This window comes from Halopseudomonas sp. T1L2, assembly GCF_055397385.1.
In genome coordinates this window covers 699,403-719,077 of the sequence record NZ_AP040865.1, presented here as the reverse complement: position 1 = coordinate 719,077, position 19,675 = coordinate 699,403, and the positions used below count along the sequence as shown (strand labels likewise).

Here is a 19,675-nt window from a genome sequence, read left to right as displayed (position 1 = left end):
CCTATCCGTCGAAAGCGGCGGGCCATTCAAGCTGAAATTTCTGCAGCGCAGGCACAACTTGAACTGCTGGAACAGTTTGAGCAGCAATTGCGTAATTCGCCTGATTCAATGCACTGTGATCTTTCTGTTGACTCTGCCCCTAAGGGCAAGCTTTAAGCTCCTTTTTCTGGTTCAGACAAAAGGAGCTCACAATGAGCAAAAGGATTCTGGTGGTTCTTGGGCATTCTTCCGAGAGCAGCTTGTGTGGCGCAATTTCCAGTTCATACATGAAGGGTGCTCAGGCTGCGGGTCACGACGTTCGATTGCTCAGGCTCCCCAGCTTGAAATTTGATCCGATTCTTCACGACGGTTACAACACCATTCAAGCGTTGGAGCCCGACCTGGTGGAGGCGCAGAAATCCATTGTTTGGGCCGAGCACCTGGTTTTTGTTTATCCAATTTGGTGGGGTTCAATTCCCGCTATTCTCAAGGGATTTTTCGACCGTATTTTGCTGCCAGGGTTCGGCTTTAAATTCAAAGAAGGTGCCTTGATGGCAGATGGCCTGTTGGCCGGGCGTACGGCCCATTTGATTGCAACCATGGACACCCCCCCTTGGTATTACCGATTGGTGTATCGCATGCCGGGACACAATCAAATGAAGCGAACGATTCTCGAGTTTTGTGGAGTTAAACCTGTTGCTGTGACCAGTTTTGGGCCGGTCAAGAATTCGCACGCAACTACCCGCGACAAATGGCTGTCGCGTGCCTATTCTTATGGTTTTAAGGCTTGAATGGTTTCTTGGTTGGCTGTTTGCTGTCTTTCCACAGTCCAGGTGTGAATAGGCTCATGACCCTCGCGCACCCAGCCCGGCGGCTTCCACAAATGTTTTAACCGCTCCAATACAGGACCTGGCGCCATCACATCACGCATCATGTCCACCAATTCATGCAGATTCAGTACAAACCAGTTGTGGCTTTTGATCTGCTGGGGTGTGCCGTAAAGCACTTTTTCCTGCTCCGGTTCGTAGGTTCCAAACAAATGATCAAAAAGCATGACCACGCCCCCGTAATTTTTGTCAATGTACTGCGTGTTGCGGCCGTGGTGAACCCGATGATTGGATGGTGTATTGAACAGCCACTCAATGGCCGGGTGAAATTTCCCGATCGACTCGGTGTGCACAAACCATTGGTAGGCCAGGTTGGCTGCCAGTAAACCGAGAATCAGATCGGGTGAAAAGCCCAATAAAACGGCAGGTACGAAGAAAATCCAGGTGCCTATTATTCCATTCAGAATGCTTTGTCTGGCCGCAGTGGACATGTTCATGATCTCGCCGGTGTGGTGCGACACATGTTGAGCCCAAAACCATCGAACCCGGTGTGCAGTTCGGTGATACCAGTAGTAGCAAAGTTCCTGAACGAAAAAGGCTGCAATTACTGTGAACACATTGACGGGAATGGTGAATAGTCTGTGCTCCCAAAGCAGCGCCCACAATGCAAGCAGATAACTGACATTCATCAGGGCGCTGGAGATGTAGAAGCCAAAGCCCAATGCGTAATTTGCTGCAACTTCGCGTAGCCAAAAAGTCTGGTTCCGGGCAATGTTCCAATTTCCCGAGCGATATCGCACATGGATCCACTCGAGCAAAAAAGCACTGACAAACAAAGGAAGCATCAGGATCAGGATCAATTCGCTTAAACCTGGCGCTCGGCCAAATACATTGATCAATGCTTCAGTAACGGTTTGGTACAAAAAATCCATCGCAACACCTTTGGGTTGAACTCGTGAATCGGTTTTGATTCAAAAGAATTATCCATAGACACGTGCGCTGAATATTGACTTCTGGCCTTTAGTTTTTGACATAATGTGCCAATGAGCACATCCAGCAATCAGCACGCACTCATTCTCGCGAGGCTTACACACATTGTTCGCCGCTTCATGGAAGCGGAAGGGCTGAGTCTTGATTTGTTGAATGAGTACACGAATGCGGCCTCTTCCGGGTCCGAGCGATTGCCGATAGGGCAATGGTGGGCTCTGCTTGAGCGCGTGGCACAGGTCAGCAACGACCCCCATGTCGGATTGCGAATCGGCAAATTGACCCAGATTCAAGATGTTCAGTAACGGTTTGGTACAAAAAATCCATCGCAACACCTTTGGGTTGAACTCGTGAATCGGTTTTGATTCAAAAGAATTATCCATAGACACGTGCGCTGAATATTGACTTCTGGCCTTTAGTTTTTGACATAATGTGCCAATGAGCACATCCAGCAATCAGCACGCACTCATTCTCGCGAGGCTTACACACATTGTTCGCCGCTTCATGGAAGCGGAAGGGCTGAGTCTTGATTTGTTGAATGAGTACACGAATGCGGCCTCTTCCGGGTCCGAGCGATTGCCGATAGGGCAATGGTGGGCTCTGCTTGAGCGCGTGGCACAGGTCAGCAACGACCCCCATGTCGGATTGCGAATCGGCAAATTGACCCAGATTCAAGATGTCGGTGTTTTGGGGTATTTGGCCGCCTCGTGTGAAACCCTGGGGCAAGCCATGCAGCGCTTGCAGCGATTCGAAGGGCTGTTGCAGCAGCTAGCCGCCTCCTCGGTTGCGGTGGACGGGGATTGCATCCGTTTGGCCTGGACCAATGAGAATGGACACTCCACAGATTTGTCGAACGAAGTGCTGATCAGCGGCCTGCTCACTGTGTTGGGAATTTTGATTGCCCCACATCGCATTAAACCCGTCTGTGTCGAATTTCCGCGAAAGAGCGACTCGGGTTTGGCCACTTATGAAGCCATGCTTGGCTGCCCAGTGCAATTTGCCCGACCACAATTGGCAGTCAGGCTGCGCGCAGACAATTTAATGCTACCAATCAACAGCCGTGACACGCACCTGATGCAGCTGCTTGAGCAGAAGGCCGCAACGGCGCTGAAAGGGCTTGAGCATTCTGATGAATTTTTGATTCAACTTCAAAAAGCAATGAGCAGGGGGTTGCTGGAAAGAAATGCTTCGATGCCTTGGGTGGCGGTTCAATTAAACATGTCTGTACGTTCTGTTTATCGGGCATTGAATGAACGCGGTAAAACTTTCAAAGGTCAGCTTGATGAATTGAGGCAAACACTTGCACAGCAATACCTTGCTGATGAAACCCTGTCCCTCAGTGAAATAGCATTGCTGCTGGGGTATTCGGAGCAAAGTGCTTTCAATCGTGCTTTTCGGCAATGGACGGGCAGCACACCTTTGAAACACAGAAGGGAATTTTATTGTGTGAAGTGACCCTGAGCTTTGAAGTAAGTGCTCTCACCCCTCATCACTGAAATTCATCCGGATAGGACGGGTTCCAATTTTTGCACCTGTCGCTTCGTCAATTGCCACCGGTTTAATTTCTGTTCCTGCTTCCGCATCAAAAAATTTTGTCAGTTTTCCGCCGCCCCTGTGCTTGCGTCCCCAGGCTCCAATCATGAAGAGTACCGGCAAAAAGTCTCGCCCCGCCTCGGTTAATAAATATTCTTCTCGCGGTGGGTGTTCGGAGTAGCGGTGTTTTTCCAACAATCCTTCTTCGGTTAACACCGACAAACGCTTGGTCAGCATGGTGGGCGCTATACCCAGGCTTTTGCGGAAATTGTCAAAGCGGGTGATGCCCGCATGCGCATCCCGCAAAATCAAAATGCTCCACGCGTCGCCTACAAAAGCAAGGCTTCGTGCGATCGGGCAGGGGTTTTCCGAAATATTTTTACTGTCCATACTATTTTGATAGTGACTTTATTTAGAATTGCAGGTAAAGTGAGTTTCGTTTTGATAGTAACAAGTTGCTGATCAGAAATCCACTGACATTTCGCACCCACGGGAGATTTAAATCATGAACAAAAACAAAAAACCGGTTGCACTGGTAACAGGTGCGTCTTCCGGCATAGGGCTGGTCACCGCTCAAAAACTTGTAGCAGCGGGTTATCGTGTATTTGGCACCAGCAGGCGCCCAGGTGCCGACATGCAGCACTCGTTTGAAATGCTGCCGCTCGATGTTGACAAAGACGAATCCGTTGCGGCGCTGGTCAATCAAATCATTGATTCAACAGGCCGAATAGATTTGTTGGTGAATAACGCTGGCCGAGGTTTGTCGCCAGCCGGTGCGGAAGAGTTTTCGCTGGAGCAGGCTCAAGCAATTTTCAACACCAATTTTTTCGGTGTGGTGCGCACCACCAACGCTTGTCGCCGGGGGCCTTCACCTCCACCAGCGCATAGCGCTCGGCCCCGGGCGGGCGGCCGGGCCAGAAGCGCACCAGGTCGGGCAGGCCGGTGCGATTGGCCTGCACGTCGCACAGCAGCCGGGCAAACAGCCGCTCCAGGTGCGCCGGCGGAATGCAGTCCAGCGCCAGCGCCAGCAGCTCGGCGCTCAACGCGCCCCAGGCCACGAAGGGCGACTGGGTGCCGTGCTTCTCTTCAAAGCGCTGCAGGATGGTGGCGCGGTAGCGGCCGTCGTGCAGCTCGGCCAGGCAGGCGTCGAACAGGGCCTGGCGGCGCGCCACGAAGTCGGGCGCGGCCAGGTCGGCCGGGCCGCTCTGGAAGGGGTGGAAGAACGCGCCCGGCAGCGGCGCAAAGATGGCCGGCCAGCACAGCAGGCCGAACAGGGCGTTGACGAGCGTGTTCTCCACATAAAACACCGGCGCCTCGGCGCAGTGCCAGTGCGCGCGCAGCGCGTGCTCCACCGACTGGGGCGGCGTGGGCGCGGGCAGTTCCACGTCCATGCGCAGCGCGGCCACGGCCGGGGCCAGTGCCGGCCGGCGCGGCCCGCCGCCCTGCCCCACGCGGCGGCGCAGGCGCGGCAGCATGCGCGCCACGCGCTGGTGTTCTTCTTCACTTTCAGGAGCCGCCAGCGCTTGATGGGCAAGGGCTAGAGCCTGATCGGAGCATTGCATGCGCTCCAGCACGCGGATCTGGCGGTGGCGCGCACCGGGGGCGCGGCTGGCGGCGTAGGCCTGGGCGGCCAGCGGCCAGTCGCGCGCGCGCTCGCAGGCCTGGCCCACGCGCAGCAGGACCCGCGCGCGGCGCTGCTCCAGCCACGGCGTGGCGCTGTGCGCGGCGGCCAGGGCCTGCAGCAGCGCAGCGGCATCGGCGCCCTCCTCGTCCAGCGCCTGGCGGCAGGCGCTGAGAGCGAGGTAGGTGTCCACATCGGCCTGATGCTGGAAAGCGCGCGAGGCAGCGTCCAGCGGCACGGCCTCGTAGCGGAACACGCCCAGGTCGGCCAGCACGAACTCCGCCCAGCTCTGATGGAGGTTGCCAAAGAACATGAGCCGCAGCCGCTCGCAGCGCGCGCCCACCGTCACCTGCCACACGGGCTCGTCGGCGTGCGGGTGCCAGGCGGCGTAGGGCTGCCGCAGGTCAGCGCGGTCGGCCAGGGCCTGCAGCATTTCGGCCTTGCGCATGGTGGGGTGCAGCGCAGTGCCCTGCAAAATCTGTAGCAGCTCGCGCTTGGTGTGCAAGGCGAACAGCTCCGATAGACCCAGGGGCGCATCGGCGCACAGCCAGCCCCGCGCCAGCAGCGGCGCGGCAGCGTCGCGCGTGTCGGGAATCTCGTCATAGGCCAGCTTGCTCGCGCGAAACCACGGCCCGCGCCGCATCACCATGCGCACCAGCAGGGCCTGTGCGGCCTGGGGCAGTTGCCGAAAGTCGGTGAGGAACTGCAGGTCGTCCACACCGAGCAGGTCGCCATAGCGCGTGTACAGCCAGTCCAGCGCACGCTGGAAGTTGTGCAGGTAGTAAAAGCGGTGCGGTGCGGGCGCAGGGCCGGGCTGCGGCATACAAAAGACTGTGCGTTTATAAGGGGTATCTATTTAGCTCCAGTGACGTGAGAATAGCTGGATGGAAACCCAGATGCTAACGCCAACTCCTGGAGGGGACTACCCCCGCACCTGGAACGAATTTCTTGACTGGTTTGCCACCGAAGAGGCTTGCCAGGCGTTCCTGGAGAAGCTTCGGTGGCCCCAAGGCTTCGTCTGCCCGCGTTGCGGCAACGCTGGCGATGTGTACCGCGCCAGCCGCACCCGCCTGATGTGCCGCTCATGCCAGTACCAAGGCACAGTGACATCTGGAACCATCTTTGACAAGACGCGCACACCGCTGCGTGTCTGGCTGGCTGCAGCTTGGTACCTGACCAATCAGAAACAAGGCGTGAGCGCCCTGGGGCTGCAGCGCGTATTGGGTTTGGGGAGCTACCAGACCGCCTGGACCATGCTGCACCGGTTTCGACGTGCCATGGTCCGCCCGGGCCGGGACAAGCTCAAGGGGCTTGTGGAGGTGGATGAAACGTACCTGTCCATCACGGATCGCAAGAATCCCGCCACCCCTGCAGGGCGCAAGAGCAGCACCACCAAAGTGTTGATGGTCATGGCGGTGGAGATCGTGGAGCCCAAGGGGTTTGGGCGCATCCGGTTACGCCGCATTGACCGAGACGCCGCCACCCACGTAATCCCCTTTGTGCAGGAGGTGGTCGAGCCTGGAGCCCAGGTACGCACGGATGGTTCGGCGGCATACCGCGCTCTGGGAGAACTGGGTTACACCCACCAGCGCACCGTCATGCTCGGCTCAGGCGTACCTGCCCATGTCTCCATGGCGGGAGTGCACCGGGTCGCCTCACTGGTACAGCGCTGGGTGCTGGGAACACATCATGGCTCTGTACAGCCAGACCACCTGGACGCCTATCTCGATGAATTCGTGTTCCGTTTCAACCGGCGCACATCCAGCTCACGCGGGATGCTGTTTTACCGCTTGCTGCAGCAAGCGGTGGTTACGCCGCCAGTGACGTATGGGGATGTCGTGAGCAAGAACACCGGGGAGAGCCAATCGGATACCATTGCTGGATGAAATCACAGTATCAATGGGGCTGCTGGAGCTAAATAGATACCCCTTGCATTTGTACAGTATTCATGTCAGCCACTTCCAAGCCCAAGCTCTACAACCCACGCCACCCCGAACGCACGCTGCTGTACCAAACGGTAGCCGAGCACTACGAGACCTGGCTAGAGTTGGCCAGCGCGGGTCAGTTCGACGGCCAGTGCGACCACCACACCCCCAAGCCCTTCGTGCGCAAAGCGTTTGCCAAGTATCTTGAGTGCGGCATCTTTGCCCATGGCTTTGCCCGCGCTCGCTGCGGCGACTGTGGGCACGACTACTTTGTAGCCTTCTCCTGCAAAGGCCGGGGAGTCTGCCCCTCGTGCACCACGCGGCGGATGGTGGAGACGGCGGCACACCTGAGCGACCACGTTTTCCCCCGCCTGCCGGTGCGCCAGTGGGTGCTCTCCGTGCCCAAGAGGTTGCGGTACTTCATGCAACGCGACGGAGCGGTGCTGAGCATGGTGCTGCGCATCTTTCTGCGGGTGATCGCACAAACTCTGCAGACCCACAGCCCCGGTGCGGCCCATATGGACAAGGCAGGCCTGCACATCGGTGCCATCGCCTTCATTCACCGATTCGGCTCCAGCCTCAATGAACACGTCCACTTCCACGTTTGTGTGGTGGACGGGGTGTTTGAGGAAGTGGAGGGCGAGGGCGATGCTGATGCGACCCCTCGAATCTCATCGCCGGGTGTCATCTTTCACGCGGCCACCGGCATCGATGCGGCTACCGTGGCCCCAGTGCAGACCACACTGCAAAAACGCATCCTGCGCGCCTTCGTTGCTCGGGGCCTGCTGGAGAACTGTGACGCCAAAGACATGCTGGGCTACAAACACAGCGGCTTCTCGGTGGACGCCGGTGTCTGCATCGAAGCCCACGACCGCGCTGCGCTGGAGCGGCTGCTGCGCTATTGCGCGCGTCCACCGTTTTCCATGGAGCGCCTACGCAAAGAGGGAAGCAAACTGGTGTACCGCTGTGCCAAACAGCGCAGCGAGCCCACCAGTGACAAGCGTGGTGCCAAGGCAGATGAGCTGCACCTCACACCGCTGGAACTGATCGACCGCATCGCCGCGCTGGTGCCACCGCCACGCACCCACCGGCACCGCTACTTTGGTGTGCTGGCACCAAACTCGCCGCTGAGAGCGGCGGTAACGGCGCTGGCTCAGCCTGCTGCGTCGCAACCAGCCACGGTGGAGACTGCACAACCTGGCGCGGGCGTACCTGGGGTGGCGGCGCCGGGCAACGCGGCCACACCCACACCCGAACCTGAAGCACGCCCGAAGCGAGCGGCGCATTACTTGTGGGCGGTGCTGATTGCCCGCATCTACGAGGCATTTCCGCTGCTGTGCCCCATGTGCGGTGGGCAGATGCACATCATTGCCTTCATCACCCACAGCGCCGAAATCCGCCACATCCTGAACCACATCGGGGTGGAGTCTGCCCCCCCGCACATCACCCCGGCACGCGGGCCACCGCTGTGGGAGGGCTGCGACGCGCCGGTGGATGATGGTGCGCAAGGCGAGCCGGATTGGGATCTGGCAGCTCAACCCGACGAGGTAGACCAGCGCGTCAATTGGTGACCCAGTGAAGCGGCGGTATCCATCGCTGCGGGGAAGCAGCTGCGCGCGCGCCAGGCCCAAATGCATACTGCCTCCCAAGCTCTTGCCATTGAGCGGCAAGCGAGCGCTCAACCTTCCTTGGCCGAACGTGTTTCGAGGCCCAAAACTCGTGCCATACTTGGCCTCATGCGGTTGAATTTCCTATCCGTGGCGTCGGCCAGATCCTGCAGTAGCGCCCACCACAGCTCGATCGGCATGCGCTCAAAGCGGCTGGCCTCATCCAGCTTGCGGCGTACGACCGTGCTGCGGATTCCCTCAGCTTCCATGAACCGTCTGACGAGGTTGGTGGTTCGGGCAAAGACCTGGGCGCCTGTCGCCATCAAGACTCCGGTTGGCACACGATGTCAAAAAACCATACGCGGAAGTCAAGAACCTGGCCACAGGTTCAACGACAATTTCGCGCATTCGCAGAATAACCGAGTGAGGAATCTTTGATGGACACACTGTTTACGCCGATCGTTTCAGGCATGACGGCGCTTTTCGGGCGTGAGCCCACCTTGAACGAGATGATTCTGATCCCGATGATTCCGGTATTCGTCAGCGCATTCCTGATCGAATGGCTTTACACCTGCATCAAATCAGGTAACACCAACCTGACGGCGGGCAAACCGTTCTGGCTGCGCGAAGTATTCGCCAATTTTTCGCTAGGCGCGGGCTATTACGTGTCTGGCGCGTTGATGAACGTGCTATTTGTCGCCGCATTGTTCACGGTGGTCTGGGATCACCGCTTTTTCTCCATCCCGATGAACGCCGGCACGGTCGTGCTGGCATTTTTTGTTCAGGAACTCTGTTACTACTGGTATCACCGTACCGCGCATCGTGTTCGTTGGTTCTGGACCCAGCATGTGTCTCACCACACCGGCGAGATCATGAACATGTCGACGGCGGCACGGCAGAGCATTCTGAATGGCATCGTCGGCACCTGGATATTTTATGTACCGGCGGTGTTGATGGGTTTTACGCCCGAAGTCATGTTGGGTTTGCTCGGGGCCAACCTGGCCTTCCAGTGGTTTGTACACACCGAATCCATACCCAAACTTCACCCGTGGGTTGAATGGTGGTTCAACACGCCTTCCAATCACCGCGTACACCATGGCCGGAATGTGCAATATGTGGACAAAAACTACGGCGGCGTAATCATGCTGTATGACCACCTGTTCGGCACCTACGAACCCGAAGAGGAAAAGGTGGTTTACGGTACGCCGCGGCAGATCAAGAGCCACAATTGGTTCGTACTGAATCTGCATGAATTCGTCGACATGATTCGCGATGTCATGGCGCCGGGCCCATTGGGCGAACGCCTGAAGCACTTATGGAAGCCCCCGGCGTGGCAGCGCGAGGGCCACGAACCTATCCATACCTGGACCGTAGAACGACACGAAGAGGTTTCACCGAAATGCTGACGATTGCCAAAGGTTTCCTGATCCTTAACGCACTGGCTTTCATGGCAATTGGCATCAACACGACGATAAACCCGGAGGCGGCGATGGCCGCCCTCGACCTCGCACCAACAACCGTTACCGCGACCAACGAAATTCGCTCCATCTACGGCGGCATGCACTTCAGCTTCGGCGCCATGATGCTGGCTGGTGCGCTGCTTCCAGCGCTCACCCGCCACGCGCTGTGGTTTTGCGCGGCATTTCTCGGCGGGCTGGTTGCCGGGCGGGTATCGAGCCTGCTCCTGGATGGTCAGCCCAATGATCTGGCCAACTTTCTACTGGTGTTTGAAACTGCGGCACTGCTTTTAGCGCTGATCCTGCAACATACAGTGCGCGGTGTCCCCAAACGCGGCGCGTTCGCGTAAGCCGGTACGCTACGTTCAAACGGCATGGCCAAGGCCCAACCACCGCAAATGCACATGGACAAATACATATTCCTTGTGTTGTGGGTTCAGAAGTAGGCCCGCTGGCATGCCGCGCGGCTCGCTTGTCGCAGGGGATTCTATGAACTTGAAAGTCTGCGCGCAAACCGGCACAGCCTGCCAAGAAATGACCGAGCGGGGCTCTGCCCTTTCAGGTGCCCGTGAACAGGCTCTGAAGAGCGCGCTGGCTGGTCGTCACGCCGCGCACCACATCGCCCACGATGATGGCGCTGGGGCTGGTCAGTTGTTCGCTGGCAATCGTCGCGCTCAGTGTTTCCAGGGTGCAGACCGCGTGGCGCTGCGTCGGCAGGCTGGCGTTCTGGACGATGGCGACCGGTGTGTCGGCGGGCAAGCCGTGCAGCAGTTCGTCCTGGATGCGCTGCGCACCGCTGACACCCATGTAGATCACCAGCGTCAACTTGGCCTGGCGCGCGGTGTCAGCCAGTGCACGCCAGTCGGTGCCAGCATCGCCCGGCTTGGCGTGGCCGGTGACAAACACCACGCAGGAGGATCAAGCCGGCCTGGACAGCGAAGGCCGCCTTGTCGATACCGCCGTCGCCGACGCCCTGGTGGCCGCCGTCAAGGGCCAGCCGGGCACCATCGCCGCGTACAAACAGGAGGCCAAGAAGCAGAACCAGCCGCTGGCCTTCGCCCTGTCCGACATTACGGCACTGGCCTCGGCCAAGTTCGGCTACAGCGCCGAGGACGTGCTGAACACCTGCCAGGCGCTCTACGAGACGCACAAGCTGACCTCGTACCCGCGCACCGACTGCGCCTACCTGCCGGAGTCGCAGCACGCCGACGCGCCGCGCGTGCTGGAGGCGATCAAGCACGTCAACCCCGAACTGGCCGGCCTGGTCGATGGTGCCGATCCGCGTATCAAGTCCAAGACGTGGGACGACTCGAAGATCACCGCGCACCACGGCATCGTGCCGACCATGCAGAAGGGCAGCAAGGCCGCCCTCAGCGAGCGCGAGCGCAACATCTACGACCTGATCGTGCGCGCCTACCTGGCGCAGTTCTACCCGCTGCACGAGTACATGCAGACCACCGTGGGCGTCGAGATCGCGGGCGAGAACTTCGCCGCGAGCGGCAAGGTAGTCACGCGCAACGGCTGGCTACACCGACTTTGCCATGTCACATGCCCGTTTGCTTGGTTTTGATCTTTGCCCGCGGTTGAAGGAACTCAAACAGCGCCACCTCTTTGTGCCACGCGGCACCAAAGTGCCCGCAGAAATCGCTGCGGTGTGCGAAGCCAATGTCGACGTCGCTTTGATCGAAAAGCATTGGGATAGTCTGGTGCACCTGGCAGCCTCGGTCATGAGCGGACATGCCAGTGCGGTGGCAGCTCTTGCGCGGTTCGGTTCTGCCGCCCAGGGCGATCCAATCTATGAGGGGTTCTAGGGATTTTCCGTCCAAATGCGACATTCAGACTGCTAAGTGATTGATTTATTGTGACTGGCTATGTGAAGCGCCAAAAAAGTAATACCCCTCTGGAGGCCGCGGACGGCGTGGCCTCCAGAGCACTTTGTCGTTTTTGGACGGAAAATCCCTAGAACCCCTTATATGGACCCCCCGCTTTCACCTCCGCCGACCAACGCTTCTTTTTCTCGCTGAACGATAAGGAACTGGCGATCGCTAAAAGCCTCCGTCATCGGGGCCAGCGTTACATGCTGGTGGTACTGCTGGGCTATTTCAAAGCCAAGCCGGTGGTGCTGAATCCCGGCTTTCATCAGATCAAGCAGGACCTCAAATACGTTTATCAAACCGTTCTACCAGGCCCAGGCTGTAGACCCTTTAATCTCACGCCAAAAGAGAACGAACGGATTTACCAACGTGTTTTCCAGCTCTGCAACTACCAGCGCTGGAATGTCAAAGACCATGGAGCGGCGTTGAGAGATTACTTATCCCAGCAAGCCAGAGCCTGGACAGCGCCTAGGCACCTCTTCGATGCGGCCATTGAATATTGTTCGGGGCAGAAGATCGCAATCCCTGCCTACAGCACGCTGCAAAAGATCATCAGTCAGGTGGTGGGAGACGAACAGGAACACATGGCCGCGCACCTTGAGCGTGCAATGTCACGCGGTCTTAAGCAAGCACTGGCGGAGCTCGTGAACGGCACAGGTCCACTGCCGTTCCGACAGTTGCGACAATCGGCTCGTAACTTCACCGGAACCGAGTTGGAGAAAGAACTGATTGTCTATCGCCATATCCAGCATTGGATGCCGGAAGTGGATCTGCTGTTGAGCACGCTATCACTGTCGCAGAAAAATCTGCAACACCTGGCAGAGAAAGTCGACTACTACGGTGCCAAACTGAAACGTCAAACCGTAGGCAGCCAATGGCTGTATTTATTGTGCTATCTTCAAACGCGATGGCAGCAAGCGCTGGAACGTATTGCCGATGGCTTTGTGCATCATGTCAGACAGACCAAACAGAAGGCAAAGGATTATGCGCAGGAAGCGGTGTTTAAGGATTGGCAAAAAGCAGCTAAAAATGTCAGCAAGGCAGCTGAAGTACTGCACCTGTTCATTGATGACAGCATTGATCTGCAACTACCGTTTGCAACAGTAAGACAGCAAGCACTGAGCCTGCTGACCAAAAGGGATCTGGAATCTGTATGTCTCTTCCTGAACGAGCAGCGACGATCGGTCGATGAAGCCATGTGGCAGTACTGCGACGAGAAAGAAAGTCTGCGGAAAGGTTTGCTGCGAGAGTTGTTCCTATGTCTGCGCTTCGAAGGCTGCGACGGCACCCAGCACTTAGCGGCCGCCTTGGCGAAAACACAAAACGAACTCAACGGCCAGGACGCTCAGTTGCAAACTGCCGACACCAGACTCCTTTCCAAAAAATCACGTGAATTCCTGCTGGATGGTGAAGGGAATATCCTGATCGATCGTTATGAGTGGTTCCTCTATCAACAGATTCCTGATCGCCTGAATGGCCAGCTGACGCTGCCTGATATCACTAAATACCGGGCACTCGACGCCGACCTGATCGACGGGGAACATTGGCGAAAAAACAAATATACGCTGCTTCAACAGAGCCATTTTACAAAATTAGCGGAGGAGCCTGAAAAGCTGATCAAACAGATGGCCATGGAATTGGATACCCGTTTGTACGAAGTCGGCGAATATCTTGAACAGGAAGACAACCGGAATATCATCTTGCGTAATCCGCAGGGTAAACGCTTCTGGCGCCTGCCTTCGGCCAGCAAACATCATCTGGTCAACAATCCCTTCTTCCAGCAAATTCCCACAACGGGGATTGCGGATGTACTGCGCATGGTTGATCGTGACACCGGTTTCATTGACTGCTTCGCTCATGTGCTGGGTTCCCAATCCAGAAGCCGTTCCCATGAATATGACCTGTTGGCAATTCTGGTCGGCAATGCAACCAATCAAGGCATTTACGGCATGGCACAGATCTCTGATCGTACCTATGATCAGCTCAGCACTATCCAGGCGAACTATCTTCGCCTGGAAACATTGAATGCTGCTAACGACAACATCAATAACGCGACAGCCAAGCTACCCATCTTCCGGTACTACAACATCCAGGAAGATGTGATCCACGCCAGTGCCGATGGTCAAAAGTTCGAAGCCCGGCGCGAGACCTTCAAAACCCGTTATTCGTCGAAGTACTTTGGCACTCAAAAAGGTGTTTCTGCCATGACCTTGATCGCCAATCACGCTGCTATCAACGCCAGAGTGATCGGCGCCAACGAACATGAATCGCACTACATCTTTGATTTGTTGATGAGCAATACGTCAGACATCATTCCGGATGTGCTCTCAACCGATACCCATGGGGTGAACCATGTGAACTTCGCGTTACTGGATCTGTTCGGATACCAGTTTGCCCCACGCTATGCCCAGGTTGGCAAAGTGATCAATGACATGTTTGATGTCAAGGAAGACAAAGAACACCGAATTCAGCTGTGCTTAAAAAAGCCAATCAATACCCATCGTATTGCGCAGCACTGGGATACCATCCAACGGATTGCAGTATCACTTAAGCAGCGGAAAACAACGCAAGCCACCTTGGTGAGAAAGCTCTCGGAGTACAAGCGCAATCACCCGCTGCTGGAAGCCCTGACGGAATACAATCGCCTGGTGAAAGCGAATTATCTACTGTGCTACATCGATGATGCCAGTTTAAGAAACTATGTTCAGCGCGCGCTGAACCGGGGAGAGGCCTATCACCAACTGCGTCGGGCCGTGAGCAGCGTCAATGGGGATCAGTTCCGGGGCAGTTCAGACGAAGAAATCCAGCTATGGAATGAGTGCGCTCGCCTGGTCACCAATGCCATCGTTTACTTCAACTCCAGGATACTCAGCCAGCTGTTGACCAGCTTCGAATACCAAGGAGATACCAAGAGAATAGATATCGTCAAACAGGCATCCCCTGTGGCCTGGCACAACATTAACCTCAAGGGGACTTACCACTTCGAATTGAGCGAAAAATTGCCAGATCTGGAGGAGCTTATGCGCTCAATCGAGGGATATTTACCCGTCAGCGAAAAGTAATACCCCTCTGGAGGCCACGGACGGCGCGGCCTCCAGAGCACTTTGTCGTTTTTGGACGGAAAATCCCTAGAACCCCTACTTCAAAAGCACCGACGGCTGGCACAACGGCGGCGGACCAGATCGGCTGTGCCTGATGCCCCGGCAGTACGCATCCACCTGGAATATCCGCGGACCGCTGTCGTTCGTTCACCTGTATTTCACCGACGCTCACCTGCGCCAGCTGGCAGAACAGACCTGGGATCGCAGCCCGCTGGAGCTGAGCGTCAACGAGCAGCTGTTTGCAGACGACCCGCAGATCGCCCTGCTCTACCGCCATTTTCTGCTGACCAGCAACTGGCACGACCGCAGCGACAGTCTGACCCTCAGCAGCGCCAGCAATCTGCTGCTCAATCACGTGCTCAAACACTACACCCAGGTCAGCTGGCAGGCCCCCGCCATCAAGGGCGGGCTTGCGCCGGCGCAGGTACGGCATATACGCGACTACATCGACAGCCATCTGGATCAGCCACTGCAACTGGCCGACCTGGCCACCCAGTGCCAGCTCAGCGAATACCACTTCGCGCGGATGTTCAAACAGAGTATTGGCCTGCCTCCGCACCGCTACGTGCAGCAGCAGCGTCTGGCAAAGGCGCAACAGTTGCTGCGTTACAGCAGCGCCAGCCTGCTGCAGGTCGCACTGCGCTGCGGCTTCAGTTCAGCAGCCCACTTCAGCAATCGCTTCCGTCAGCAGACCGGTATCAGCCCGTCGCAGTACCGCAGCCAGTGGCAACAAGGCCACTAGGCACAGGAGGCATCAGGTTGCGCGGCGCACCAATGTCAGCATCCCTGCGGCCGCAGCAAACAACCCGGCAAAGGTGCGATTGAGCAGCCGCTGCTGACGTGGTGAGCGCAACAGGCGCAGCACCCTCGCCGCCAGCCCCGTGTAACCCGCCATGACGATCAGGTCGACGGTAATCATGGTCAGCCCCATGATCAGATACTGACTAAGCAGCGGCCGGGAGACATCCAGAAATTGCGGCAGCACGGCCAGCATGAAGACCACCGCCTTGGGATTGCTGACATTGATCAGCAAGCCCCTGAACACCAGCGCCAACGGTTGCCCCAGCGCACGCGGAGCCTGCGTCTCGTCCACCTGCATGGTCGGCGCTCGCCACTGGCGCCAGGCCAGATGCAGCAGATACAACACCCCGAACCACTTGATCAGCGTGAATGCCAGCGCAGATGCAGCCAGCACCGCACCGACGCCCGCCGCCACCACCGCAATCTGCACCACCAGCCCCAACTGCAAACCGAGCGCAGTCCAGTAACCACGGGCAAAACCGTAATTCAGACCGCTGGACATTGAGGCAATGGCACCAGCGCCCGGTGACAGGCTGATGATCCAGCATGCAACAAAGAACGCCAGCCAGGTTTCGATCGACATCGAACGGCTCCAGAGAAATTCAGGTAAGCGGCAATGCTAGCAAAACCACCGGAGGCCGGCGCGATACAGCTGGCAGCAAAATCAGCCCTGAGCTGTACTGCGGCCCACCACCGCCAGAGGAACCACCCGCGCCTCGCGCTGAGCCAGATAACGGGTGCAGCTCACCCGCAGGAAAGACGCAAAATTCACCACCTCACCGCGCAGCTCCATCACCTCGTCATACAGCTTGGTGATCAGCTGATTGGTGGTCATGTCGTCCACCTCGGCGATCTCCTGCAGAATGTCCCAGAACTGGTTCTCCAGTCGCAAGGTGGTAACCACACCGCGAATACGCAGCGAACGCGAGCGCGACTCATACAGAATCGGGTCCGCCTTTACGTAGAGTTCACACATGCAGCTCTCCTCTGCAGGGGCTGACCGCAGCCAGCCCCCGGCAGCAATCAGAGTTCGATTCGGGCGCCCAGCAACTTCACGAACGCGGCCAGCCAGCGCGGATGCGACGGCCAGGCCGGCGCAGTCACCAGATTGCCCTGAACATGGGCCTGATCGGCAGCGATATCGATATAGGTACCGCCCGCCAGACGCACGTCCGGCCCGCATGCAGGATACGCACTGCACTCACGCCCTTCCAGCACACCGGCCGCTGCCAGCAGCTGTGCACCATGGCAGACCGCAGCGATCGGCTTGTTGGCCGCATTGAACGCCCGCACCAGCGCAATCACATCGGCGTTCAGCCGCAGATACTCCGGCGCCCGACCGCCCGGAATCACCAGCCCCACATAGTCATCGGCCTTAACAGCGGCAAAATCATGGGTCAGGGCAAACAGGTGACCCGGCTTCTCGGTGTAGGTCTGATCACCCTCAAAGTCGTGAATCGCAGTCTTGACCGTCTGACCAGCGGTCTTGTCCGGGCACACCGCATGCACCTCATAGCCCAGCATGCTCAGCGCCTGAAACGGCACCATGGTTTCGTAGTCTTCGGTAAAGTCGCCGGCCAGCAGCAGAATCTTCTTGGTGGACATCACTGTTCCTCCTTGCGGGTGTTTGAGCGCCCATCATGCGCCCTTGTTCGCGCCGACGGGTAACAGCGGGGTACTACATCACCTTGAGCGAGCGGATGCAGTCTGGTTCACAGATTCCGCCCCACCAACAACACCGGCACACATCCTGAATAGAACCTCAATAAATACTCACAACCTATTGATTTTATTTAATTTAATAACCAGCGAAGCGGGTAGAAAACTGATAAATCTCCAGTCGTAACGCGAACCCGATCACAGGGTGGCCGTTTGGCAGCCCCGCACCAGCTCACTAGCATGCGCCAACCCGGTTCGATTCGACCAGGCTGGGCGGACAGGGGGTCCGTCGGCACCCAGGAAAGGAAACCAGCATGGCATCAGTCGCTGTCACACCCGGCAACCGCCCCGCCGCAGACCTGCCCGATCTGCGCGACTGCGACGCCTATGTGCGACTGGAGCAGGTATTCTCGCTGCTCGACTCTCCACACCAACAGCCCCAGCCTGATTGGCAGCAGCTGGCCGATACTGCCAGCGATCTGCTTGCGCGGGGCATGGACCTGCGCGTTGCCGGCTGGCGAACGTTTGCGCTGATTCGGCTGCAGCAACTCGAGCAGGCAGTTGGCAGCCTGCAGCAGATTGCCAGCGCTCTCAGCAGCGCCTGGGAAAGCAGCCTGCCGGCGAGGGAGCGCGCCAGACTGGCAGCGCTGCAGTGGCTCCAAAGGTCGCTGGTGCGCCAAGCGAGCGCCTTGTGCTGCGCCAAGCACGAGCTGCCCGTGCTGCAAAGTGCGATGCACGCCATTGGTTCAGCCCTGCATGCCCACTCCGTGCCGCTCAGCAAGGACTGGCATCAGTTGGCAGGCAGCCTTGCACCAGCAGCGAGCGAGCGCACGGAGAGCGCAGCGCCGGAACCGGCCTCATCCGCTCCCAGCCGGGAGCCGGCCCCAGAGCGCGACTCAATCGGCAACGAACGCGCGGCGCAACAACAGCTACGTCGCCTGCAGGAAGCGGCGACGCCCCTGCTGCAGTGGTGGCTCAGCCAGCCAGATCAGCGCGTCAGTGCACTGCAGATGAGCCGCTGCCTCACCTGGGGCGGCATTGGGCAACTCCCCCGGCACGACGAACAGAAGCATACCAGCCTGCGTCCACCCCCGGCCGAACGGATCAAGCACTATGACACGCTGTGGCAGCAGCAAGAGTACGCCCGGCTGTTGCACAACCTCGAAAACAGCTTGCGCAAAGCGCCGTTCTGGCTCGACGGGCACTATCTGGCCGCTCGCTGTTGCCACGCCATGGACGATGCCAACGCGGCGTCAGTCATACAGGCCCATACCCGGTCGCTTGTGCAGCGCCTCCCCGGCCTGGAATGCCTGTGCTTCGACGATGGCAGCCCTTTTGCCAGCCGGGCCACCCAAGCCTGGCTTCAGCCCCCCGCGGATGCACAGCAGCAGAGCCAGCCAGATAACGCTACGGAGGGCGACACCGCCGCACCGCTGCGCTCCTCTGTCCCGGCTGATACGGCCATGCCGGCAGGCCAGACCGACGAGCGCCAGCGCGCGCTGTCACGGCTGCAATGGGCCCGCCGGCTGCTGGCCAACGCCCGACACCGGGAGGCAGAGGCCATGCTGGAGCCGCAACTGGCGCAGCTGCAGCAAAGCATGCCGCTTGCCATCTGGGACAAGCAGCTACTCAGCGAGACCCTCCAGCTGTTGCACCAGAGCCTTGTCCCACGGCGCGACAGCACCAGTCAAGAACGCTGCCAGGCGTTGCAGCAACAGCTGCACTGGCTGAGTTTCCAAGATCCCCTTGAGCAGGCCACCCGGCCTGAACCGCATGGAGAAGCCCTATGACAAAAGACACCACGGTCGCCCCGCGCGAGCGCATCAACGTGACCTTCACCCCAAACACCGGTGACCAGCAACAGGAGATTGAACTGCCCCTGAAGCTGATGGTGCTGGGTGACTTCACCCAGCGCCGGGACGAACGCAGCATTGAGCAGCGCAAGCCCATCGCAATCGACAAAAACAGCTTCGAGGATGTGCTGGCCAAACAGGATCTGCGCCTGACCTTCAATGTTCCCAATCGATTGCAGGAGGAGGACGCCGACAGCGAGTTGCCGGTCGAACTCGACATCCGCTCGATGTCCGACTTCAACCCGGCCAGCGTGGTCGAACAGGTCCCGGAACTGCGTCAACTGATGGAGCTGCGCGAAGCCCTGGTCGCCCTCAAGGGGCCGCTGGGCAACACACCGGCCTTCCGCCAGGCAATTGAAGCGCTGCTGCGCGACGACCATTCACGTGAACAGATCCTGACCGAACTCGGCCTCCCTCCGACCCCGTGACGCACCCTACAGGAGCCCTCTCC

General features: G+C 58.3%; 18 protein-coding genes and 3 pseudogenes. 13 read left to right on the top strand and 8 right to left on the bottom strand.

What is annotated here, in order from left to right:
* Positions 1–191: 191 nt before the first annotated feature.
* Positions 192–770, top strand: coding sequence for an NAD(P)H-dependent oxidoreductase (locus ACZ5WQ_RS03465; protein WP_285678051.1), 579 nt, complete (start codon positions 192–194; stop codon positions 768–770).
* Here the strand turns inward: ACZ5WQ_RS03465 and ACZ5WQ_RS03460 are convergent.
* Positions 752–1,738: a sterol desaturase family protein gene (locus ACZ5WQ_RS03460; RefSeq protein WP_285678050.1), complete on the bottom strand. Its 987-nt coding sequence runs from the start codon at positions 1,736–1,738 to the stop codon at positions 752–754. The genes ACZ5WQ_RS03465 and ACZ5WQ_RS03460 overlap by 19 nt on opposite strands.
* Before the next feature lie 493 nt (positions 1,739–2,231).
* Between ACZ5WQ_RS03460 and ACZ5WQ_RS03455 the strand changes: the two genes are divergently transcribed.
* Positions 2,232–3,248 carry an AraC family transcriptional regulator gene (locus tag ACZ5WQ_RS03455; protein ID WP_298664024.1) on the top strand — a complete coding sequence of 339 codons (1,017 nt, stop codon included), beginning with the start codon at positions 2,232–2,234 and terminating at the stop codon, positions 3,246–3,248.
* Between the two features lie 24 nt (positions 3,249–3,272).
* On the opposite strand, the gene ACZ5WQ_RS03450 is transcribed toward ACZ5WQ_RS03455, so the two are convergent.
* The gene (locus ACZ5WQ_RS03450) at positions 3,273–3,716 is read right to left on the bottom strand and encodes a winged helix-turn-helix transcriptional regulator (protein WP_233048410.1); all 444 of its coding nucleotides are present in this window, start codon (positions 3,714–3,716) and stop codon (positions 3,273–3,275) included.
* Between the two features lie 115 nt (positions 3,717–3,831).
* Between ACZ5WQ_RS03450 and ACZ5WQ_RS03445 the strand changes: the two are divergent.
* Positions 3,832–4,128: pseudogene (locus ACZ5WQ_RS03445) on the top strand (SDR family NAD(P)-dependent oxidoreductase); the annotation flags it as partial.
* Positions 4,129–4,138: 10 nt separating this feature from the next.
* Here the strand turns inward: ACZ5WQ_RS03445 and ACZ5WQ_RS03440 are convergent.
* On the bottom strand, positions 4,139–5,770 hold the full coding sequence (locus ACZ5WQ_RS03440; protein ID WP_233048411.1) for a VRR-NUC domain-containing protein: 1,632 nt from the start codon (positions 5,768–5,770) through the stop codon (positions 4,139–4,141).
* A 61-nt stretch (positions 5,771–5,831) separates the two neighbouring features.
* Here ACZ5WQ_RS03440 and ACZ5WQ_RS03435 point away from each other — a divergent pair, with 61 nt between their 5' ends.
* Both ACZ5WQ_RS03435 and ACZ5WQ_RS03430 read left to right on the top strand, forming a co-directional pair.
* Positions 5,832–6,833 (top strand): IS1595-like element ISCsp2 family transposase, encoded by a 1,002-nt coding sequence (locus tag ACZ5WQ_RS03435; protein WP_011805635.1) that lies wholly within the window; start codon positions 5,832–5,834, stop codon positions 6,831–6,833.
* Between the two features lie 62 nt (positions 6,834–6,895).
* A complete protein-coding gene (locus tag ACZ5WQ_RS03430; protein WP_464383138.1) occupies positions 6,896–8,443 on the top strand; it encodes an IS91-like element ISCR8/ISPps1 family transposase in 1,548 nt (515 codons plus the stop codon).
* Between the two features lie 107 nt (positions 8,444–8,550).
* On the opposite strand, the gene ACZ5WQ_RS03425 is transcribed toward ACZ5WQ_RS03430, so the two are convergent.
* On the bottom strand, positions 8,551–8,802 hold the full coding sequence (locus tag ACZ5WQ_RS03425; RefSeq protein WP_285678048.1) for a hypothetical protein: 252 nt from the start codon (positions 8,800–8,802) through the stop codon (positions 8,551–8,553).
* Between the two features lie 114 nt (positions 8,803–8,916).
* Here ACZ5WQ_RS03425 and ACZ5WQ_RS03420 point away from each other — a divergent pair, with 114 nt between their 5' ends.
* Positions 8,917–9,885 (top strand): sterol desaturase family protein, encoded by a 969-nt coding sequence (locus ACZ5WQ_RS03420; RefSeq protein WP_285678047.1) that lies wholly within the window; start codon positions 8,917–8,919, stop codon positions 9,883–9,885.
* Positions 9,879–10,286, top strand: a complete 408-nt coding sequence (locus tag ACZ5WQ_RS03415) for a DUF4345 domain-containing protein (protein WP_233048402.1) — start codon at positions 9,879–9,881, stop codon at positions 10,284–10,286. Before ACZ5WQ_RS03420 ends, ACZ5WQ_RS03415 begins: the two co-directional genes overlap by 7 nt.
* Positions 10,287–10,494: 208 nt before the next feature.
* Here the strand turns inward: ACZ5WQ_RS03415 and ACZ5WQ_RS03410 are convergent, their stop codons facing one another.
* Positions 10,495–10,845, bottom strand: a complete 351-nt coding sequence (locus ACZ5WQ_RS03410; protein WP_079742477.1) for a uroporphyrinogen-III C-methyltransferase — start codon at positions 10,843–10,845, stop codon at positions 10,495–10,497.
* Between ACZ5WQ_RS03410 and ACZ5WQ_RS03405 the strand changes: the two genes are divergently transcribed.
* The 4 genes and pseudogenes from ACZ5WQ_RS03405 (at position 10,778) to ACZ5WQ_RS03390 (ending at position 15,653) form a co-directional block, all read left to right on the top strand.
* Positions 10,778–11,506 (top strand): DNA topoisomerase, encoded by a 729-nt coding sequence (locus ACZ5WQ_RS03405; protein WP_432649130.1) that lies wholly within the window; start codon positions 10,778–10,780, stop codon positions 11,504–11,506. The genes ACZ5WQ_RS03410 and ACZ5WQ_RS03405 overlap by 68 nt on opposite strands.
* Positions 11,454–11,738: pseudogene (locus tag ACZ5WQ_RS03400) on the top strand (Tn3 family transposase); the annotation flags it as partial. The gene ACZ5WQ_RS03405 and the pseudogene ACZ5WQ_RS03400, both read left to right, overlap by 53 nt.
* Before the next feature lie 167 nt (positions 11,739–11,905).
* A pseudogene (locus ACZ5WQ_RS03395) lies at positions 11,906–14,872 on the top strand (Tn3-like element IS3000 family transposase); the annotation flags it as partial.
* Positions 14,873–15,005: 133 nt separating this feature from the next.
* Positions 15,006–15,653: a helix-turn-helix domain-containing protein gene (locus ACZ5WQ_RS03390; RefSeq protein ID WP_464383137.1), complete on the top strand. Its 648-nt coding sequence runs from the start codon at positions 15,006–15,008 to the stop codon at positions 15,651–15,653.
* Between the two features lie 12 nt (positions 15,654–15,665).
* Here the strand turns inward: ACZ5WQ_RS03390 and ACZ5WQ_RS03385 are convergent, their stop codons facing one another.
* From ACZ5WQ_RS03385 to ACZ5WQ_RS03375, 3 genes are all read right to left on the bottom strand, one after another.
* Entirely contained in the window at positions 15,666–16,295 is a 630-nt protein-coding gene (locus ACZ5WQ_RS03385) for a LysE family transporter (RefSeq protein ID WP_464383136.1), read from the bottom strand.
* 81 nt (positions 16,296–16,376) lie between these two features.
* Entirely contained in the window at positions 16,377–16,688 is a 312-nt protein-coding gene (locus ACZ5WQ_RS03380) for a ribbon-helix-helix domain-containing protein (RefSeq protein WP_088275291.1), read from the bottom strand.
* 47 nt (positions 16,689–16,735) lie between these two features.
* A complete protein-coding gene (locus ACZ5WQ_RS03375) occupies positions 16,736–17,317 on the bottom strand; it encodes a DJ-1/PfpI family protein (protein WP_228246244.1) in 582 nt (193 codons plus the stop codon).
* 368 nt (positions 17,318–17,685) lie between these two features.
* Between ACZ5WQ_RS03375 and ACZ5WQ_RS03370 the strand changes: the two genes are divergently transcribed.
* Together ACZ5WQ_RS03370 and tssB are read left to right on the top strand one after the other, a co-directional pair.
* Complete coding sequence (locus tag ACZ5WQ_RS03370; protein WP_233049456.1) at positions 17,686–19,161, top strand: TssA family type VI secretion system protein; 1,476 nt, start codon at positions 17,686–17,688, stop codon at positions 19,159–19,161.
* Positions 19,158–19,652 (top strand): type VI secretion system contractile sheath small subunit, encoded by a 495-nt coding sequence (tssB, locus tag ACZ5WQ_RS03365; protein WP_228246242.1) that lies wholly within the window; start codon positions 19,158–19,160, stop codon positions 19,650–19,652. Before ACZ5WQ_RS03370 ends, tssB begins: the two co-directional genes overlap by 4 nt.
* Positions 19,653–19,675 lie beyond the last annotated feature (23 nt).